4 protein-coding genes (1 of these 4 only partly in view) are annotated in these 21,245 nt (G+C 73.5%); all 4 read left to right on the top strand.

The annotated features are described in order from the left end of the window. The first annotated feature begins 37 nt into the window (after nt 1–37). Nucleotides 38–160, top strand: coding sequence for a hypothetical protein (locus tag CFP66_RS49880; RefSeq protein ID WP_255413825.1), 123 nt, complete (start codon nt 38–40; stop codon nt 158–160). Continuing rightward, nucleotides 157–864 (top strand): ABC transporter ATP-binding protein, encoded by a 708-nt coding sequence (locus CFP66_RS07690; RefSeq protein WP_094921768.1) that lies wholly within the window; start codon nt 157–159, stop codon nt 862–864. Before CFP66_RS49880 ends, CFP66_RS07690 begins: the two co-directional genes overlap by 4 nt. Then, nucleotides 861–2,795 (top strand): FtsX-like permease family protein, encoded by a 1,935-nt coding sequence (locus tag CFP66_RS07685; RefSeq protein WP_094921767.1) that lies wholly within the window; start codon nt 861–863, stop codon nt 2,793–2,795. Before CFP66_RS07690 ends, CFP66_RS07685 begins: the two co-directional genes overlap by 4 nt. A 564-nt stretch (nt 2,796–3,359) precedes the next feature. Next, nucleotides 3,360–21,245, top strand: the 5' portion of a protein-coding gene (locus tag CFP66_RS07680) for an NUDIX domain-containing protein (RefSeq protein ID WP_094921765.1). 17,670 nt of this gene lie beyond the right edge of the window; the window shows 17,886 of its 35,556 coding nt (coding positions 1–17,886); its start codon is at nt 3,360–3,362; its stop codon lies beyond the right edge, outside the window.

The following is a 21,245-nucleotide window of genomic DNA, read 5'->3' as shown; positions in this document are numbered from 1 at the left end:
GAAGCGACCGCCGCCCGTCCGGGGAGAGGGTCGTGGCATGACGGAGATGATCGCCTCGGTGCTGGGGACCGCAGCCTGGTTCTCGGGAGTGCTCGTGCTCGTGCTGATGGCGGCGCTGCCGCTGCTCGAGTCGATGGCCGACGCGGGGCACGGCCGATGACCGCGCCGGTCGCGCAGCCGGTGTTGCGCGGCGTCGGCCTCACCCACCGGTTCGGGGCGACCACCGTGCTGCGCGGCGCCGACCTCGCCGTGCACCGCGGCGAGGTCGTGGCGGTGACCGGGCCGTCGGGTTCGGGGAAGTCGACGCTGCTGCACTGCCTCGCCGGCATCCTGGCGCCCGACGAGGGCGAGGTGTGGCTGGGCGGCGACCGGATCGACGGGTGGCCGGACGCCCGGCGCACCGCGCTGCGGGGTTCGCGGCTCGGGTTCGTGTTCCAGTTCGGCCAGTTGCTGCCCGAGCTCCCGGCAGTCGAGAACGTGGCGCTGCCGTTGATGCTCGGCGGCATGCGGCGGTCCGCGGCGGTGGTGCAGGCGGCGGCGTGGTTCCCCGCGCTCGGTCTCGCGGGGCTCGAGCAGCGCAGGCCCGGGCAGCTCTCCGGTGGACAGGAGCAGCGGGTGGCGATCGCCCGGGCACTGGTGACCGAGCCCGAGGTGGTCTTCGCCGACGAGCCGACCGGCGCGCTCGACAGCGAGACCGGCTGCCGGTTGATGGAACTGCTCGTGGCGCTGGCCGCGCGCACCGGCGCCGGGCTGGTCGTGGTCACGCACGACGCCGACGTCGCGAGCCGCTGCCACCGCAGGGTCGTCCTGCGCGACGGCCACACGGACACGGCCCGCGTCCCGACCGCTGCGGGAAGCAGGTGAACGTTGCGACGGCGGCGCTGAGCCTGCGGTTGCTGCGGCTCGGTGGGCGGCGGGCGGCCGCCTCGGCGGCCCTGATCGGGATCGGGATCACGGTCGGCACGGCGCTGCTCGCCGTGGCCCTCGGTGCGGTGCACGGCTGGGACGCGCGCGAGGCGCGTGCGGGCTGGCGCACTGAACAGCCCGTCCGGGCGAGCGGTGCACCGGTGGCGATGGTCGGGACGAGCACGGACGCCGCGGCGGGTCGGCCCCTCCAGCGGGTCGACATCGCAGGGCTGGCGCCCACGCCACCCCCGCCGGGGCTGCCCCGGGTGCCCGGGCCCGGGGAGGTGTGGGTGTCGCCCGCGCTCGCCGCGCTCCTGCGAGAGCTCCCGCCGGACGCGCTCGCCGACCGGTTCCCCGCTCCGACCGGCGAGATCACGGAGGCGGGTCTGGTGGCGCCGGACGAACTGGTGGCCGTCATCGGCCGCACGCCGTCGCAGGTGCCGGACGCGGTGCCGGTCGGTTCCTTCGCCGCGGGCACGACCGGGCTCCTGGAGCTCTACCGCCAGCTCACCTACGTGGCCGCGGTGCTGCTGGTGTTCCCGGTCGCGAGCCTGCTGGGCGCCTCGGCCCGCCTCACCGCCGCGCGGCGCGCGGAGCGGCTGGCCGTGCTGCGCCTGCTCGGCGCGTCGACGGGGCAGGTCACCGTCGCGGCGGTCACCGAGGTGGCGGCGGTCGCCGCGGCGGCTGCCGTGCTCGGGATCGGGGTGCAGTGGGTCGCGGCGCCCGCGCTGGCGGCCATCGAACTCGGAGGCGCCGGCTGGTTCGCCGGTGACCTGCGACCCGGACCCGCGACGGCCACGGGCCTCGTCGCCGGGGTCGTCGTGCTGGCCCTGCTGGCCGCGCTCGGTGGCATGCGCGAGGTGGTGGTCGAGCCCCTGGGTGTCGTGCGACGGCAGCGTCCCGGCACGGCCCGGCTGTTGCGCCTGCTCGGGGTGGCCGGCGGGATCGGGGTCTTCGCGGTCGCGAACGGGGCCCGGCAGGTGGGACCCGCCGACGTCGCCGGTCTGGTGTTCGGGGTCGGGGTGCTCGCCCTCTTCGGCACCGTGTCGCTGATCGGCCCGCTCGTGGTCCGGTTGCTCGGGAACCGGATGACCCGCGCGGCCCGGTCCCCGGCCGCCCTGATCGCCGGGCGCCGGCTCCTCGACGACCCGCGCGGCGCGTTCCGTCCGCTCTCCGGGGTCACCCTCGCGGTCTTCGTCGCCGGCTTCCTCTCCCCGCTGACGGCGACGCTGTCGGCCTCGACGTTCGGCGACGACACCGCCCTGCGGATCGTGGCGCCGGCCGGCGCGGTGGGCGAACTCCAGGCCGAGGTCCGCGATCGCCTCGCGGCCCGGGGAATTGCGGCCGAGGTCGTGATAGCAGGGATCGACGCAGAGGTGGGGATCGCGGTGACACCGACACTTCCGGCCGACCGCGATCGCGTCCGCACCGCGCTCGAACCCGTCGCGGCCGGTCCCGTTCTCACCGAGCGCGAGGCGCAATCGGAGGACGCGGTGTTCGTCGCGGACCTACAGCGCGGCGCATTCGTCGTGCTGGCCGGAACTTTCCTCATCGCGGCCACGGCGACCGGCACCGCGGCGGCGGGCCGCGTGCTCGACCACCGGCGCACGCTGCGATCGCTGCGGCTGGCGGGGACCCCGATCTCGGTGCTCGATTCCGCTCGACGGGCGGAGACCGTCCGGCCGTTGCTGGTCCTCGCCGCGATCGCACTCGCTCTCGGCCTCCTGTGCGCATTTCCGTTCGCGGCGGCGACGAGTGCCCTCGAACCGGCCGGAATCGTCCTCCTGGGTGCATCGTTGGTCGCCGGAGTTGCAGTGGTGGCGGCCGCTTCCGCCGCGTCGCGGCCCCTGCTGCGCGCCGTCACCGGCACTCCCGTTCGCGACGATTGAGGGCCGGAGGATCTCCTGACCGACCGCGAGGAACGGGTGACTGAGCCGGGGACGAACTCCCCCGGGGCCGATCCGAATCGTGATCGGTCGGCGACCGGAGTTCGGGGCAAGGTGTCGCGCCGCGATGCCGGTCAGCGTGCGCGACGTCGGCGCAGGTGGTGGCCGTGGCCGCGGCCGGCGCCACGGCGTGGGCGGGCGAATCCGCGTCGCAGGGGTCGCGGACGACATGGACGTCTGGTAACTTCCACGTTGCCTCGCCCTGTGGGGGAGGTTGCGGTTCCGGTTCACACCGGTTGCTGACGTTGCGCAACGGGATGGTGGCCGGGGAACCGCGGGGTTGCCGGGCGTGACGTCATCCGTCCGGTAGCGGGTCGCTGCCTCAGGCGCGACGTGTGGTGCCCCTTAGTTCTGTACGTCTCCGATTGTTCTGTGCGCCCACGGCGTCCGCCGGGGTTCTGCACACTCGTTCCTGACCGCTTCGATCCACGGGAGTCGTTCGTCATGCATCGGCAGTCTGCTCACGACGGTGGGGCCAGCGGCCTCCCCGCGTGCGGTGGTGCTGTCGTGCGGCTGCGGCTCTCCGTCGCGGACCGCGTGTGGCGGCTCGTGCGGTGGACGTTCGGTCTGGCCGGTGCCGTTGCGGTGCTGTGGATCGGCGCGGCGTTCCTCGCCTCGCCTGCATCCGCGGCCGTGGTGGTTCCGGTGGCGGCTGTCCAGCAGGGCGTGCTGAAGGGAGGGAACAGCAGGCCCGCCGGCGGCAAGAAGGACGACTCCGACTCCTCGGACAGCGACTCCGGCGACAAGAAGAAGTCCGAGAAGAAGGACAAGGAGTCCGGCGACGACAAGAAGTCGGAGAAGTCGGACGACAAGAAGAAGTCCGAGAAGAAGGACGAGGAGTCCGGCGACGACAAGAAGTCGGAGAAGTCGGACGACAAGAAGAAGTCCGAGAAGAAGGACGAGGAGTCCGGCGACGACAAGAAGTCCGAGAAGTCGGACGACAAGGAGAAGTCCGAGGAGAAGTCCGAGGACGATCCGGAGAAGTCGAAGGATAAGCGGGAGTCGGACGAGTCCGACAAGGACGGCAAGGAGCGGGAGAAGCGCTCCGCCTCCGAGTCCTCCTCCGATCAGGAGTCGAAGACCGACGCCGGTCGCGATGGCTCGGACGGCGACCGGGCCGGACGCGACGCGGATCGCGAGGACGTGCAGAGCGCACGATCCGAAGAGGGTTCCGACTCGTCGGATCGGAAGGCCGAGAAGAAGGCCGAGAAGAAGGCCGGTGAGAAGTCGGGCGACGACGAGCGGAACGGTGCCGATAGGCGGTCCGGGAACCTGCGGTCGGACGGGTCGGCCGGCGAGGAGGACGAACGGGTCGACGGATCGGGCGAGGAGCGGGCGGGCCGTGATGAGCGCGCCGACGGCGACCGCGCCGACCGTGACCGCGCCGACCGTGACCGCGCCGACGGTGAGCGCGCCGACCGTGAACGCCGGGACGGCGAGGGCGCCGAGGACGTGCGCGGGGTGAGCGGGCGCGCCGACGATGGCGAGCGCGCCGAGAGCCGATCCGAGGACCGCGGTGAGCGCGCCGACGCCGAGCGCCGCGAGAGCAAGCGCGACAAGAGCGACGACAAGAGCGTTGACAAGAGCGACGCCGACGACATCTCCACCGCCGTCCGCGAGGCGCTCGACGACGGGGAGAGCGTCCGCGAGCGCGTGAAGAAGGCCGCCCGGGACGAGCGGGCCGACGGGCGCGACCGCGAGGAGGACGTCGACCGCGAGGCGCGGTCCGTCCGAGAGCGGGCGGGGCGCGACAGTAGCGAGCGCGACAGTAGTAAGCGCGATAGTAGTAAGCGCGACAGCAGCGATCGCGACGGCGACGCACGGCGCTGGGCCGAGGAGTTGGCCGACCACCTCGACCGCGGCAGCCGCGACCGGGACGAGGACGCCGGCGAGAAGCAGGCGAACCAGAAGCAGGCGAAGAACGAGAAGGCCCGCTCGAAGGACGGCGACGGCGAGCGGAGCGCCGATGCGCGGTGGGTTCGTGAACTCGCCGAGGGCATCGCGGATGCACGGTCCGTGGACGTGGACGTGGACGTGGACGAGAGCGACCAGGACGAGCGCAAGGACAAGAAGAAGGACAAGGACGAGCGGGCGTCGGCTACCGAGGCGCACTGGTCGGAGCTGTCCGAGAAGTTCGGTGAGGACCGCGCTGGGGAGCGGGACGGCGAGAGCAACCGCAAGGAGGCTCGCCGGTGGGCGCGGGACCTGGCCGAGGAGATCGACGGGACCCGCGCCGACAAGACTGACGACAAGACCAGCGACAAGACCGACGGCGAGAGCCGTCGGAGCGCCGACCACGCCGGCTGGAAGTGGGCGCAGGAGGCGGGCGAGCTCGTCGAGCGGGTCGAATCCGAGCTGTCGGACCGCTCCGACGAGCGCGCCGAGGAGAAGGACACCCGGTCGGAGAAGGCCGTGCGGAAGGAAGTGCGCGACGCGCGAGACGCGGCACGCAAGGCGGGGGAACGGGACTCCGACGGGGAGCGCGACGCGTCCGCTGCGGTCGGCGATCTGGTCGACGGGGCGGTGCGGTTCGCCGCGGACCGGGCGGGGGTGTCCGACGACGACGCCGAGCGGGTGACCGGAGCGGTGCGCAAGGCGGTCCGGAAGGCAGCTGAGAAGGCAGCGGAGAAGGGCGCCGAGCGTGGTGACGGGAAGAAGGACGGGAAGAAGGAGAAGCGCGACCGGGCCGCGGCCGAGGAAGCGGTGCTCGCGCAGCTGTTGGGCTCGGGCGACGGCGAGCGCGTCTCCCCCGACGGTGTCGAGGGTGACCGCAACGGGCGCACCCAGGCCTGCGGTGGTGGAAGCGACGGGTGCGAGGGATCGCTGCTCGGCTCGCGCGAGTTCTCCGACGCGCGGTCGCGAGGCCCGCCGGCCGACCGACTCCTGCGCGCGGAGGCCGAGGACTCCGACCGCGACGAGGACGAGGACCGCGAGGACGAGGACCGCGAGGACGAGGATCGGGAGTACGACGACTCGGCCGAGCGCACCGAGCGGGTGCTCGAGGGTCGGATCGAGGCCGACAAGGGCGAGAAGGCACTGGCGCGGGACAAGAAGAAGGTCGCGTCGGGTGAGCTGAGCAAGGCTGCGTACGACAAGAAGGCCGCCGACCACGCCGAGCTGGAGCACCAGGTCGCGCAGGACCGGGCGGAGCTGTCGGAGGATCGCGCCGAGCTGGTCGACGAGGTCGTCGACGGGCACCAGGACCTGGACGCGGCGAAGAAGGAGCTCGAGGCCGAGGAGAAGAAGGTCTCCGCGGGGTCGGTGACGAACAAGGCGGCCAAGAAGGAGCACGCCCGCAATGCCGCGGAGTTCGAGGAGCGGCGTGACGAGGTCTACGAGGCCACCGACGAGCTGATGGAGGCCACCGACCGGGACGCGCGGGTCGTGCCCGAGGACGGCCTGGACGACGAGGGCTCGGCCGCGGGGTGCGGTTCGGACGGCGCGTTCGTCGAGTGCGGCTCGGTGTCGGAGTCCGAGGACGGGGAGCGCGACGAGGACCGGTGCGTGGCCCTGTCGGGTGTGTCGTCGGGGTGCGGTGCGTCGTCGAAGTCGGGGGAGAGCAAGAGCGAGGCCTCGTGCGACCTGTCCGGTGCCGATGCCGGCTGCGGGTCCAGCGCGTCGAGCCGGGGCGCCGACGGCGAGGAGACCAGCGCGTCCGCGCGGTGCGACGGCGACGCCCGCGGGTGTTCCCAGCACAGCGTCGCGACACCGGGCGGCGGGGCGTCGGCGTGCGAGTCCGGCGGCGGATCGTGTCGCAGTGACAGCTCGGGTCCGAAGCGGGCCGACGCGCCCGAGGACCGGACGTCCGCGGCGGCCTCGTGCACCGGCGAGTGCGGCACCGAGTCGCACGCCGATCGGTCGCAGGCCGGGTCGGACTGCGACACCGACGGCGGGTCGTGCGACAGCAGCAGCAGCGGATCCGGCACGGACCGGAACGCCCGTGCGGCCGACGTGGACGGCGAGGGCGGTGCCGAGGCCGTCACGGCGGGCCGGACCGTCGCCGCGGCGGGACCGGTGAGCGAGCAGCGTCGTGAGGGCACGGGTTCTGCCCACTGCGATTCGGCCGCGGGTTGCGGCACCTCCAGCTCGGTCGAGGTGTCCGACGAGGGCGGCGAGGCGCATGCGGAATCGTCCGTCGACTGCGACGCCGCCTGCACCGGCACGGCCACCAGCACCACCGACGCGGGCCACGACGACGTCACGGACGCTGCGGGCGCTGCTGCCGCGAAGAGCTCCCCGCGGAGCGCGACGAACGGATCGGCCACGTGCACGGTCAGCGGCGGCGGCTGCGAGACCCGCAGCGACTCCGCCACCGACGCCGAGGACGGCGACAGCGCCGGCGCGAGCGAGGCCGACGCCTCGGTCGACTGTGCCGGCGCCGCAGGATGCTCCGGCACGGCGAAGACCACCACGGGCGGGAAGGTCACCGGCACCGCCGCGCTCGCGGGCGGGGCTGCCCCGGTCCGCGAGACCAGCGCCTCCACGAGCTGTGAGGCCGCCGCGGGCGGCTGCTCGACCGACTCCACGTCGGAGGTGAGCGACCGGGCCGGGGAGCAGGAGTGGAGCGGTTCGGACGATGCGCTCGCCGCGGTGCGCCCGGTCGCCGCCCGCGAGCTGGTCGCGTCGAGCACGGCGGGATCTCGGGTCGACTGCGACGACGTGGCCTGCACGGGCTCGGGTCGTGCGACGACCTCCGGTGCGGCGTCGGGGGACGTCACCGGGGTGCGTGACAGCACGGCGACGTCGGCCTGTTCGGTGCACGGTGCCGGTGGTGGGTGCGGGGCGCAGGCCGACACGACGGTCGCCGACCGCGACGTCGTCTCGGCGCAGGAGGCCGCGGCCACCGGCGTGACCGCGGTGTCCGGCCCGGTCAGCGTGTCGAACGCGGGCGCGTCGGTGGCGTGCTCCGGCGGTGCCGGCTCCTGCGGCGGTACCACGGCGTCGGGGACGAGTGCGCGTGACACCGCGGTCTCGCCGCACGCCCGCGGGTCCCGCGCGTCCGCGGACTGCACGGTCACCGGTGGCGGGTGCGAGGGGTCGAGCAGGTCGTCGGCGTCGTCGGCGCCGGACTTCGTGGTGACCGACCCGGAGACCGGGCTCCCGGTGGCGGGGCAGCCGACCAGCGGCCCGTCCTCGACGTCGTCGTCGACGGCGAGCGTGGCGTGTGAGGGCGGGACGGCGTGCTCGGGCACGGTGAAGACCAGCACGGCGGCGTGGGACGGCGCGGTGAATGGTGGCGCGCCGCGCACGTCGGAGGGTACGGCGAGCTGTGCGAGTGGCACCGGCGGGTGCCAGGTGCGGTCGGTGTCGCAGGCTTCGACGGGTTCGGGGGCGGCGCTGGCGCTGTCGGGTGAGCAGGTCGATGCGAACGGGAACCCGAAGGCGATCAACGCCGCGCGGCTGTCGGCCGGTCCGTCGGCGGCGTCGGCGGCCGGTGCGGCGCTGACGTGTGACGGGTCGGTGGTCTGTGGCGGGAAGGTGTCCAGCGCGGCGACCGCGACGGACCCGTCGGTGTCGCCGGATGCGCGTGGCTCGCGCAGCGAGGGCTCGTGTGAGGGCGTGTCGGGCGGGGTGTGCCAGGCGGTGACGAACTCCGGGGCCTCGTCGGGCCCGGACGCGAACGTGATCGCGCCGCTGGTGGCGGAACGGTCGACGGCGAACGCGACGGTGTCGTCGGAGACCACTGGTGACGCTCCCGAGGAGCAGCAGGCGCCGGCTGATGGCCAGGACCGGCCGGCGGTGCCGCCCGCGCCGACTGCGCCGGGTTCGAGCGCGAACACCGGTGGCCCCACGGTGCCGGGTGCGTCGAGTTGGACGATGGCCTCGGCCACCCTGGACTGCGCCGGGAGCTCGGGCGACTGCGCCGGCACCACCCGGACCTCGGCCGCCGGCAGCGACGGCCCCACCGCCGTGAACGACGGGAACGGGGCGCGCGGCCCACCGGCCGGCGGATCCAGCACCACCGCGAGCTGTGCGGCCGGTGAGTCCGGTTGCCAGGCTCAGAGCAACTCCACGGCGGGATCCGGCCAGGTCGTGGCCGACATCATCGCCGAACAGCAGAACGACGCCGCCGAGCAGCAGGCCCAGCAGGCCGCGCAGGTGGAGAAGGACGCCGCAGACGCAGCGCGGATCGCCGCGCGGCCCGGCGCCACCCCAGAACAGAAGAAGGCAGCCCGCGAGGCGGCGACCGCCGCCACCGAGGCGCGCAAGGCAGCCGGTGAGGCGGCCGAGCTGGCCGCGAAGCCGGTGACGGACGCCCCGGCCGCGCTGGCGCAGTCCTCGGCGGCCGCGCAGTGCGCCGGGGCGGGCTGCACCGCCCGCACCACCGGGGAGACCTCGGGCCTGGCGGGCGAGTCGCGCACCGACGCGAGCTGCACCGCCGCCGAGGGCGGGTGCGCCGTCGCGAGCGATGCAGTCTCCACGGTCGTGCGCAACGCCGGGCAGACGCAGGGTGAGAAGCCGGAGACGATCCCCGGCGCCACCGTCACGGGTCAGACGAGCTCGCAGCTCTCGTGCCCCGAGGCCGGCTGCACCGGCACGCTGAACGGTTCTGCGGACGCGACGGCCGGGCCGGACGACCGGCGCAGCCACAGCACGGCCGACGGCACCACCGGATGCGTCGGCACCCGGGCGTGCCAGGCGCAGATCAGCGCGAACGCGACGGTGTCGATCAGCACGGCGGGCGACGCGGCCGCGAGGTTCGCCACCACCACCGCTGCGGTCGCCGCGATGTGCGACGACGGAACCGCTGGTGGTTGCGCGACCCGCACCTCGTCGACGACCGACACGACCGGCGCCACGGACGGCGCCGTCCGCGCTCGGGCCACGGCCACGTGTGCGGCGGCCGGAGGCTGCCAGTCCACGACGAGCGGGTTCGCCGCGAAGGACATCGTCGAGGTCACGGGCAGCTGCGTGGGCACCGGGTGCCGCACGCACACCGAAGGAACTGCGCAGGCCGCCGCACCCGGGGGGACGAACCGGGCGGAGACGCGCACCGACTGCACCGCGGGTGTGAACGGGCATTGCGCCGGCTCCGGCCAGGTCGGTGCCACCGAGGGCGGTGCGCAGGTCACCGCGGCGTGCCAGGGCTCGGAGGGCTCCACCTGCAGCCACAGCTACTCGGCCATGAGCAACGCCGCACAGGGCAGCGGCGGCAACCGGGCGGCGGCGCAGGCGAGCTGCGGCACGAGCGGAGGTGCCGGGTCCGGGTGGTGCGCGACGAGCGCTGTCGCGCAGACCGCGCCCGGCCAGGCGATGGCTGCGGCGACGTGCCAGGGCAGCGAGGGCTCGGGGTGCCGGCACAGCTTCTCCGCCTCCAGCTCGGCGGCCGACTCCGCCGGCGGGAACACGGCGTCCGCGAACGCGCGCTGTGGTTCCGGCGGTGGCGCCGGCTCAGGGTGGTGCGCGACGAGCGCGATGACGGACGCCGGCCCCTCGCACGCGATGGCAGCGGCCTCCTGCACGGGCAGCCCGGGGTCCGGGTGCTCGTACTCCTACCGGGCCCACAGCTCGGCCTCGGCGGCAGGCGCGTTCGCGACGGCGACCGGGTCCGGCGCGGGCGCCTTCGGCGGCGGCCAGGTCATGACGAGCGCAACGGCGACGTCGGGGCCCGGGTTCGCACAGGCGTCGGCGTCCTGCACGGGTAGTGCCGGTACGGGCTGCAGCCACTACTACGAGGCGTCGGTCTCGGCGTACGACTCGCACCCGTCGGGATCGTGGGCGTCTGCGTCCGCGTCCGGCTCGGGCGGTGGCGGCATGGGCGGCGGTGGGGTCGCCGTGTCGGCCTACGCGGTGGCAGGGGACGGCTTCGCGAACGCGGGGGCCAGCTGCACGGGCGCGGCGAACTGCTCGGCGACCTACACAGCGCACGCGGCGGCTCACGACGAGCTGGTCACGCCCTACGGCACCTACACGGCGGACAAGTGGGCGACGTGCTCGGGTTCGGGCAACGGCGGCTGCGGGGCGTGGGCGGTCGCGATCGCCGGGCCCGACGGTATGGGCGTCGCCGATTCGGGCTGCTCGGGTGACGGTGGGTGCAGCAGGGGCGGCGACGGTCTCGGGTTCATCGCGGCGGAGATCGACGTCAGCGGCCTGGGCATGGCCGTGGACGAGAACGGCGATCCGATCCCGATCGAGGAGGTGGGACCGGACCAGGCCGCGGTGGAGGTCACCCCGGGCGAGAACGGCACGATCATCATCAAGATCAAGCCGCGGGGCCAGGACACCGCGACGACCTACACCTGCCAGGCGCCCTGCACGGAGACGAAGGGCGGCATCACCGGCGGCAACGACAAGGGCCAGCAGAACGCCAACGGCGACTACTACGCGGGTATGCCGGTGGAGGGCGAGCCCGGCAGCCGTCACCATGTGCGGGGCGAGAACGGCGTCGGTATGGCCCAGGACGCGCAGGGCAACGCCGAGGCATGGGTGCGCGGCAAGGGCAAGGCCGTCGACGGTCGCAGCGGCAACGAGATGGTCTTCACGCGCAAGTCGGCGTCGGAGGCCGGGCAGAACAACGTCCGCTTCTCGAACAAGGCGGGCTCGCCGTTCGCCAGCTCGTGCAACGGTGGCTGCGAGTGGACCTCGCCGACGGGCGAGAAGCTGACCGTGAACGGCAATTGGGGCGAGATCCAGGCCCAGGACGCGGGCGGCGCCCCTGCGCGGATCAAGTTCCACGGTGGCGGCGAGTTCACCAACGAGCAGGGCGACGTGGTGCACGCGAACGGCTCGGAGGGCCCGGGCGCCGGCCTCACCAGCATCATCGGGCGGGGCAAGGACGGCTCGCCCGGCATCTACTCCATCAAGGGCACCACCGGGTACCTCCAGTTCAAGGACCCGAACTACAACAAGGACAACAACCCGAACTTCTCCGACGCCGCGGGCACGGACCTGTTCAAGGTCGAGCTGACCGGCGGGGACCTGACTCACGGGATCAAGGGCACGACGCCCGACGGCGAGGGCAAGGGCGGCTCGCTGTGGTGCGAGGGCAACTGCAAGCGCACGATGCCGGGCGTCTACAACGACGCGTCCAACGGCAAGCCGATGTACGACCCGGTGACCGAGTGCTCCAACTGCCGGATCACCGAGCAGCTGCCGACCGGGACGGGTCGGTTCCCCAACGGCTACGGCAGCGTGGAGCTGTTCGACGACAGCAACGGTGGCCCGGTCTCGCGCTACACCCCGTGGGGGGACAAGCAGAGCTGCACCGCCGGCGATTACTGCGGGTTCACGCAGTACAACCGTTCCCTCGCCGACGCGGACGGCAAGGGTGCGGGCAAGGGCGGCGGGGCGATCTGCAACGCCTCGGGCGCGGGCGGTGGCTGCTACGGGCAGAACGCGGCAGGCGACATCCAGAACGCCACCGTCCCGGTCGACAGCAAGGGCAACCCCCTCAAGGACGCTGAGGGCAACGAGATCGGGGTGCGGACCGGGCTGCTCTACCGCACCGAGACCGACGACTCCTACGCCGGCCGGTTCTGTGCCGGCGGTGGGGACGCCTGCCAGGGCTCGGGCGCGCCGGAGATCAAGGCGCCCGGCGAGTCGAACGGGGCGATGGTCGCGGTGCTCGACCCGAGCCTGAAGGTCTCGAAGGAGACCGCCGCGGACCTCGCCGCGATCGAGGGCCCGGACGGGGAGTCGCTGCTGGGTCGCGACGCCGACGACCGCCGCCCGCTGAGCCAGTCCGAGTACGACGCGCTGAAGGACGCCGGCAAGGACGATGAGCTCGCCGCCTACAACGACGACCTCGGCCAGCTGTCGCGCACGCAGCTCGACGGCGCGCAGATGTCGATCCTCGACGACACGGTCACGGAGCGGAACCTCGCGCCGGAGTACGAGGCGATGGAACCGAAGATCGACGAGCTGGCGCAGCTGACCGAGGACGCGTTGGCCGGCGACGACCACATCGACGCCGGCGAGTGGGCCGAGATCTCCCCGCTGCGCGAGGAGATCGATGACAAGGCGCCCGGCCTGCTGGAGAAGTGGGCCCCGGTCCAGCAGCGCCTGCAGCAGATGCGCTCGGCGTCGTGGACCATGGACGACTTCCGGGCGGCGAACCAGGAGGTCGGCAACAACCGGCAGCTCATGGAGCACGTGCTCGGCGACGCATACGACCCGTCGAAGGCGCCCACGGCGGAGCAACAGCAGGACGCGATCGACGTCGTGGCCGGGCAGCAGCAGGCAGTCGGGCAGGCGCAGCTGGCCCTGCATTCGGCGACCGGCGAACGCGCCATGGCGCTCAACGAGCGGATCACCCGCTTCAACGCCGCGTACGGCCGCGTGCAGGAACGTGGCGGTCCGAACCAGGCCGAGTCGATGTGGCTGCTGGGTGAGCACAACGCGATCACCCAGGAGCAGGGCGCGATCGCCGACATCGCCAGACCCCTGCAGGGGAAGATCGACGACAAGGAAGAGGTGCTGCGGCGCACCGACCTGGCCTACGCCGACGCCTCGGGCAACCCGGGCTGGGCGGGTGAGCTGCACGGTGCCTTCGACCGGCACAACCGGGTCAACAATCTCTACCAACGCCTGTCGGTGTCGCCCCAAGCGCGGCAGAAGGACCTGTCGACGACCTTCGGCACGCTCTCGTCACTGACCGAGTTGCGGTACAACTACGTCCGCGACAAACCGTTCGAGGCGCCGCGGAACTACAAGCCGGGCGATTCCATCGGGCCGAACCAGAGCCTGCTCGGAGGCAGATCTCTGCCCTCGACGATGATGCCGGACTTCCGCTACATCCACACCGCGGCGAAGTTGCAGCCCAAGTGGCGCAACTACGGCGGCGAGCTGCGCACGCTCATCGACGACACCATGGATCTGGACGCGCAGGCTGCCTCGGCCGCCGTCGGTCGGACGCCACTGCTGATGGAGGCGGAGCGGCTGCCGCATGCGATCGAGAACGATCGCGAGGTCATCGCGGACCTGCTCGGCGGCGACGACGAAGCCGCGGGGAAGGTGCGCGACCGGATCGACGAGCTGAGCGCCGACGGCCGGGTCGAGGCCATCGACATGCCCTACTACCAGCCTGAGACCGACGAGAAGGAAGGCTTCTGGACCACCGTCACCCTGTTCCGGGTGAAGCAGGACGACGGCACCTACCGCTTCATCGACGCCAAGGGCGGGCATTACGACGGGCTGGAGGACTTCCGCAACGAGAACGAGATGCTGGCCGAGGACGGCAAGCTGGTCTCGCCGACCGACCTCACGATCGCCGGTGTCGACGCCGACGGCGAGCTCGCCGACGGTTCGAGGCCCGAAGGGTGCAACGGGTGCACCCTGACCACCGGCGAGGGCAAGCACATATCCGGATGGGACAAGGCCAAGGGCTGGGTCGTCGGCGGGGCGATGGTCGTCGGCGGTGTCCTGCTCTGGGCCGGAGGCGGCGTGGCCACCCTCGCCACGCTGGGCGCGGCGTCGCCGCTGGGCGTGGCGGCAGCGGTCGGTGGCACCGCGTTGATCGCCGGCGGGGTCGCGTACACGACCTACGACGCGGTCAGCAACATCGTCAGCCGCAACAACCACGGGCAGTCGAACAGCTGGTCCAACCCGGCGGCCAGGGCGGACTACCTGGGGCTCGCGGGCAACGTGCTGGTCGTCACCGGACTCGGGGTCGGGCTCAAGGCCGCGGCGAGCGGCGCGGCCGCGGCAACCGCGAACGCCGGTGGACTAGGGGTCAGAGGCGCGAGCTCCAGCTCCGGGTTGTGGGCCCGCGCCACCACCGGAGCGCCCGGGTGGAACGCCGCGTGGAGCGGTGCCCAGGCCGCGTCCAGCACCAGCTGGCGCGGGATGGTGGGGCTCACCGCCGCGAGCCCCGCGAGCCGCGTCGTCTACGGGGCCAACGCGGCCGGCATGGGTGTGTTCGGCTCCATGGCCGTGGAAGCGACCGGGTCCTACTTCGCCAATCGCGGTTCCATGACGGACGGGCAGAAATCCCAGGCGGTCTCCGGGCTGTTCCAGAGCTGGGGGATGCTTGCCGCGCCGCTCGCGATGGGGGGCGCCGGCAAGTTCTCCGGCCACCGCGCCTTCGGCCTGCCGCGCATGAGCCGCAGCGGCGTCATGGTGCCCCAGAAGGGCGCGATCGCGCCGATCGCACGGCCCGGCAGCACCCCACTGCGGTCGGTGACCCCGGTGAAGCCGCTGCCCGCCCGCGGCGGGAAGGTGGGCGAGGGAGCCTCGTACCGGCCCCCGACCGCCCGGCAGCTGGCGCGCGAACGCGGTATCAGCACGTCGGCGGCACGCCAGATCCTCCGGACGAAGGCGAACGCCCGGCTCCGGGAATGGGTGGGCTCCGGGTCGCGGAGCGCGGTCCGGCCGACCGCATCAGCGCTGGCCAAGCAGCTCGGTGTCACCAAGGCGCAGGCGCGCGACGCGCTCGCCCACACCGGCGTCCAGCGGCTGAACGAGCGTCTCGCCGGCCTGAGCCAGCGGGGCGTGCAGGAACCGGTCCGGGTGCTGGCCCGCGACCACGGCGTGAGCCCCTCGGTCGCGCGTGCGGCGCAGCGCATGGCGAGCGTCAACCGCTTGGCGGAGCGGATCGGATCCGTGCCGACCACGACCAAGGTGGCGGACCTCGCCCGGGAGTTCGGCATCTCGAAGGCCGAGGCGCGGGCGGCGCTGAAGACGGTGAAGTCGGCGCGCCTGGTCGAGCGGATCGAACTGCTGTCGCACACCACCGATCGCCCGTCGGTCACGCAGCTCGCCCGGGAGTTCGGGATCTCCAAGCTCGAGGCCCGTGCGGCGCTGCAGGCAGCGGGCAACCCCCACCTGGCCGCCCACATCGCCGAGATCGCCCGCAGCGCGGCACGGCCGAGTGTCGATGTGGTGGCGCGCGAGTTCGGCCTGACCCGGCCCCAGGCGCGGGCCGTGCTCCGGGCCGCAGGCAACCCGCAGCTGGTCACCCGGCTCGGTGCGATCGCGCGCGGCGCGAAGGCGCCGTCCGTCGGCACCATGGCCCGAGAGTTCGGCATCACCCGGGCCACCGCGAGGACCCTGCTGCGGGTGGCCCGCAACCCGCAGGTCGTGCAACGGATCGCGGAGATCGCGCAGCGTCCGGCCCGACCGACGGAGGAGGGGATCGCACGCGAGTTCGGGATCGGCGTCCCCGATGCGAAGGTGCTGCTGGGCATCGCGCTCGGCGAGTCCGGGCACGGTGCGCTGGGCACGCAGACGGCGGCCGCCGCTGCGGGATCGGCCCGTCCCGGGGCGCGTAGCAGCGGCGACGACGCGAGCGGTGGCGGTCCCGCGGCCGGACGCAACCGTGTCGCCGCGGACCCGAGCGGACAGGACCCGCAACCCGGGCGGCAGGCACCCGGTGACGACAGCGGAATGCCTGTCGAGTCGGCCGGCAACAACCGGTCGGGACAGACCGGCGGTCCCGGCTCGGGGGGCGCCAAGTCGGACACCCCCGGCTTCCAGCCCGGGGTGAACCGTCCCGCCGGGTCCGGTGAACAACCCAGCGCCGGCTTCCCGACCGAGCCTGCACCGATGTCCGGGCGCAGCACCGGCATCCCGCCACCGGGGACGAAGTTCACCGTGGAACTCCCCGGCGGCCAGAAGGTCGTCGTCGAGATCGTGGCCGCCCCCTCGCGGGCCGGTGTGAAGGAACGTGTCCAGGCGCTCCAGGAGCGCATGGTCGAGATCGAGACGGAGCTGACGGCTGCGCGCGCAGCGCAGGGAGAGGCGGTACGCCAGGACATCACGACGAACAGGCAGCTTCGGGACGAGCGGTCCCGGCTGCAGAACCAGCTCGACCAGCTGCGCAAGCCGGACGACCCGGGAGCCCCCGAGGCGACCGACATCCCCGGCCTGCACTACCGCGACGTCGGTGAGCCGATCGAGGTCGCACCCGGCGTCACCGTGCAGCGCGTCGAACCAACACCGCAGCGGGCGCAGCTGCGGGCGCAGCGCATCGCGCAGATCGAAGCGCGGCTCGCGGAGATCCAGGCACGCCTGGGTGACCGCAGCGGCGGAGTCGCCGCGGGCGAGCGTGTCGCAGTGCTCGAGGCCAAGCTGGACGGGCTGCGGTACGAGCTCGCGACCGAACGCGCCGAGGCGGACGGGCCCGGCGTGGTCGACCTCGGGTTCCTGACCGGGATTCCGGTGCGCAAGTCCGGGGTGGACGCCGACGGCCCGTCGTCGACGAGGCAGAAGACGGCCGAGGCGGACGAGGGCCCGCTGCCCGAGGCGCCGACCACGCCCGCGAAGCCGTCGGGCTGGACCAAGACGAAGGCCCGCGCGCAGGCGTTCTTCGTCAAGGGCGTCATGACGGTCGCGGTGGGGCTCTACTCGGTCGTGCCACATCCGCAGGCCGCTCCGGCGCACGTGTTGCAGTCGTCGCACACCGCGGTCGTGTCGCAGGTGGAGGCGGTGGGCAAGCCGGCACTCCCCGGCGACGGCCTCCTCGCTCCTCAGGGAGCTCGCAACCTGCCCGAGCCCGGCGCGCGCCCCGCGAGCACCGATGCGAGCGCCGGCACGCCGCACGCCGGGACGCACAGCGCGCCGGCGCGCCAGTCGCCTGTGCTCGACTCCGCACCCGGAGGCGCGCCTGCCGGCGGGACGGCGTCCGTCGCGTCGCTCCCGCACACGGGTTCGGTGGCTCCGGCGGCCGGGAGCGGACTCGGTTCCGGTCCAGGGGCCGCGAAGGGTGTGCCGGAGATGCTGACGGGCGACGATGCCGGCGCCGTCGTGGCGGAGACCGGATCGTGGCTTGCCGAGGTGGCGCCGCGGTTGGTGCCGATGAACCCCGTGCCGGGTGCCCCGACTACGAGCGTCGGGCCGATTCCGGTGTGGGACCGGCGGCTCCAGGAGATCGACGGCAAGATCCACTTCAGGGTGTTCCCCCGCAGCCTCTCGCGTGCCGAGTCGGTGCGCCCGTCGCACATCAGCACGGCGGAGTGGGCGGGCTACACGCCGGCGCAGCGGGCGGAGGCCTGGTACGTCGCAGGCGACGCCGCGCGCCAGCAGCAGGTCGGTGATCTCGACATTCAGCTCGGCGCGATGCGCTCACTGCTGGTGCAGGTCACCGAGGCGTTCCGCTCCCTCGACCGCGCCACCACGAAGATCCGCGCGAAGCAGGCGATCCCCCAGCGGACACGGAAGAAGGGCGACCGCTTCACGCGCCCGGAGGTCTCCTGGCAGCGCGAGGCCGAGCGGGCCCGCGAGCAGCTCGCGGAGCTGCGCGAGGAGCGCGACGCGCTGCAGGAGCAGATCGCCGAGCTCGAACGAAAGCGTGTCGACCTGGTCGAGCGCCAGGCCGCGACGACGTGGCCCGCGGCGGGTACGCCGCGCATGCCCGGGTTCGGTGCTTCGCCGAAGCTGCAGGAGTTCTCCCGTTTCGCGCAGGGCTACGGCGACATGCACCGCAAGGTCGCCGAGGGCAGCCGGGGCGGGAAGCGGCAGATGGCGCAGATCGAGCGGCACCGGGTCGAGGGCCGGACGTCGGTCCAGGTGCGCGACGCGGCGTGGGCGCAGCAGCTGGGCCGCTGGCTCGCCCGCCGGGTGCCGGCCGAGGTGATGAGCGATCTGCAGCGCTTCGTCGACGCCGGCGACGCGCGGACACTGATGACAGTGGTGGGAGCAGGCCTGGCGCGAGAGCATGCTGACCTCGTCCTCGCCCGCTTCGCGAAGGCCCACGGCTTCGGCTGGCACGTTGACACCCGGGACGCGCTGCTCCGGGGGCTGCCGAGGACGATGCGACTCGCATGGCGTGTCACCCAGCCGCCGCGCAACGCGGCCTGGCCCGACACGCAGCAACGCAACCACCGCTTCCGGGTGGGGGCCGCTGCCGTCACGGGGACACTGCTGCTCGGCGGCGGACTCGCCGTCCTCGGCGGGGGTGGCTCGGTGCTGCTGGTCCTCGGCGGGCTCGGCGCGCACTGGCTCAGCGCGGCCGCGCTGCACCTCGTCCCCGACGCCGTGCGGATCCGCGGACCGCCAGCGCTCGCGCGGATCGTCGCGGCGGCAGCGGGACTGTCGGCCGTGCTGCTCACCGGCGCCCCGGTACTTTCCGAGGCCGGTGCCCTCACCATCGCGGCCGGTGCGGTCGGGGCGACGCTCGGTGCTGTCGTGTTCGCCGCCCGCGGGGGCGACGAGGCCCATGCCCGTGTGGCGGAGGGCAACGGCGGGCACGGTGGGGTCGGCGGTGGACCGATCGCCGAGGGTGGGCTCAGCCCGGAGGAGATCCGGCTGGTCCAGGGCGCCCTCGAACGGATGTGGCGGGCCGAGTCGGCCCGTCGCGACGCCCTCCCGGTGCGCAACCGCGGTCCGCCGGCCGCGCTGCGCGCGGAGGCGGGGCTGCGCGAGGGCGAGGAGCTGTTCGTCCTGCCCGTGTCCGATCTGATCGGGGCCATCCGGCGGCAGGACGGGGTGACGCGGCGCCAGGCCGCGGAGATCGGCCGGCGCCTGGTCGAGTTCTCCTGGCGGGACGAGGGCACCGGCATCGGTGTGATCGTCGTGCCCACCCACCGCCTGGCGGAGCTGCGCGGACGGAAGTTGCTCGGCAGCGCCGTCGAGCACGCCCGACTGTTCCACCTCGACCCGGACGCCACCCACGACGAGGCCGTGCACGCAGCCGACGCGGCTCGCATCGCCGAGCAGCTCGGTGACCGGCCGGCCGGGGCGACGCCTTCCCGGGAGCTGACCGCAGACGAACGCGTCCTCATCGACCGGGAGGTGGAGCGACGGGGCGGCGTCCTGAGCCGTCGGGCGGAGCACCGAGTGAGGTTCCGCAGCGATCCCCGGGCCTACGCGCGCACCCAGCCCTGGGCGGGTCAGGTGAGTGGTGGTGTGCTGGAGGAGCTGGCCAGGCCGCTGATGGCGGAGCTGGCCGCCGGCCGGGGCGAGCGTCTGTTGAAGAACGTCCTGGTGCGGATGGTCACCGAGTCCGGGACGGTCTTGGGTGACCTCCTCGAGCTGGACTACCTCCTCGTGGGTGACACCGGCCCATCGCTGGTGGTCAGCGTGAAGGCGAACCCCGCCAGGTTCCAGGAGAGCCGCGAGCGGGACGCGGTGGCACGCCTGCTTGCAGATCTGCCTGCGGACTCGCCGGAGTCGTTGCAGCGGATGCTGGGCGAGCTGCGGGTGCAGATGCCCGAGACCATCGCCCGGATCGTCGACCTGAACGTGTCCTGGGACGGATCGGACGGCGCCATCACGCTGGCGCAGTTCCGGGACCGGTTCGTCAAGGGAGCCGACCCGGCGCTCGTCCGGATCGAGAAGCTCACCCCGGCGCGTCCTGGCGGCGACGGGTTCCAGGTGGCACTGTCCCGTGACGAGCTGGCGGCTGAGGTACTGCAGGCGATCGAGCGGTACGTCGGCCGGATCGAGACGCAGCAGCCTTCCGACAACGACCACCGCCCCGGTCGCACCGCCTCGGGCACCTCGCCACCGACCGGCGAGCAGAACGGCGGCGGCCCTGCCCGCATCTCCCTCGAGGACCTGACCCCGGACCAGCGCGTGGCGATCGCGGCGCTGCTCGCCCGGGCGCTCGAGGTCGACCGTCTGACGCCCGAGCAGGTGGCCGAGCTGTTCGGGCTCCCGCAGGTCGAGGTGGACAGCGCGGACTGCGCGGGCATGTGCGTGGTCCGCGGGATGACCAGGGACATCCAGCGGGTGAGCGGCGTGGACGACGTGGTGCTCTACGCCGACGCGCGCAGCGGCCTGCTGTACATCGACGCCGACGTGCTGGCCGCGCTGCACCGCGGGGTCCTGGACCACACGGCGCTGCGGATGCTGGGCGTCCACGAGCTCGCCGAGCTGCGCAACGGGCGGTTGCCGGCCGGGGAGCGGCTGTCGCACGACCGGTTGCCGACGTTGCCGGACCTGAGCCCGCTGCAGGCGGGGCTCGCCACCCCGGACGGCCCCGGGACGAACGCGTCCCGGCTGCCGTCGCAGCATGTCGGCGACCTGCCTGGCCGGGCGGACGCGGGGTTGGCGCGTTGGCTGGCGGGCCTGTACCGCAACGGTCGTGCGGTGGTCGTGCCGGTCGCGGTGCGGGACGGGCGCGCCCAGGTGGTCGGGGTGCTGCGGCTGCTGCCGGTGCGGGGCCTGACGGAGCAGGCGGCCGACAGGTTCGGTGTGGACGGCGTGACCAGGTTCGCGTGGGCGGGCAGCCGGGAGCGCCTCGTCGCGGTGGACGCGGGCTGGTTCCTGCGCGTCCAGCGCGTGAACGAGGTCGTCGAGGTGGCGCGCGACCGGGGCCACGACGATCTGGCCGAGGAGTTGCAGCGCCTGCTGGACGGCTGGGTGCTGGATCTCTTCCGGTACTCGGAGGCGCGCTTCGACCACCCCGGTGCGCACCACGGCGACCGCGTGTTCGACGGGCGGCGAGAGGTGCGCGACCACCTGCTGGACGAGGCTGCGGCCTTCGCCGAGTACGTGGACCGGCGGATCGGGGTG

It is taken from the genome of Pseudonocardia sp. MH-G8 (assembly GCF_002262885.1).
Taxonomy (GTDB): Bacteria; Actinomycetota; Actinomycetes; order Mycobacteriales; family Pseudonocardiaceae; genus Pseudonocardia.
This window is presented reverse-complemented; position numbering and strand designations above follow the sequence as displayed.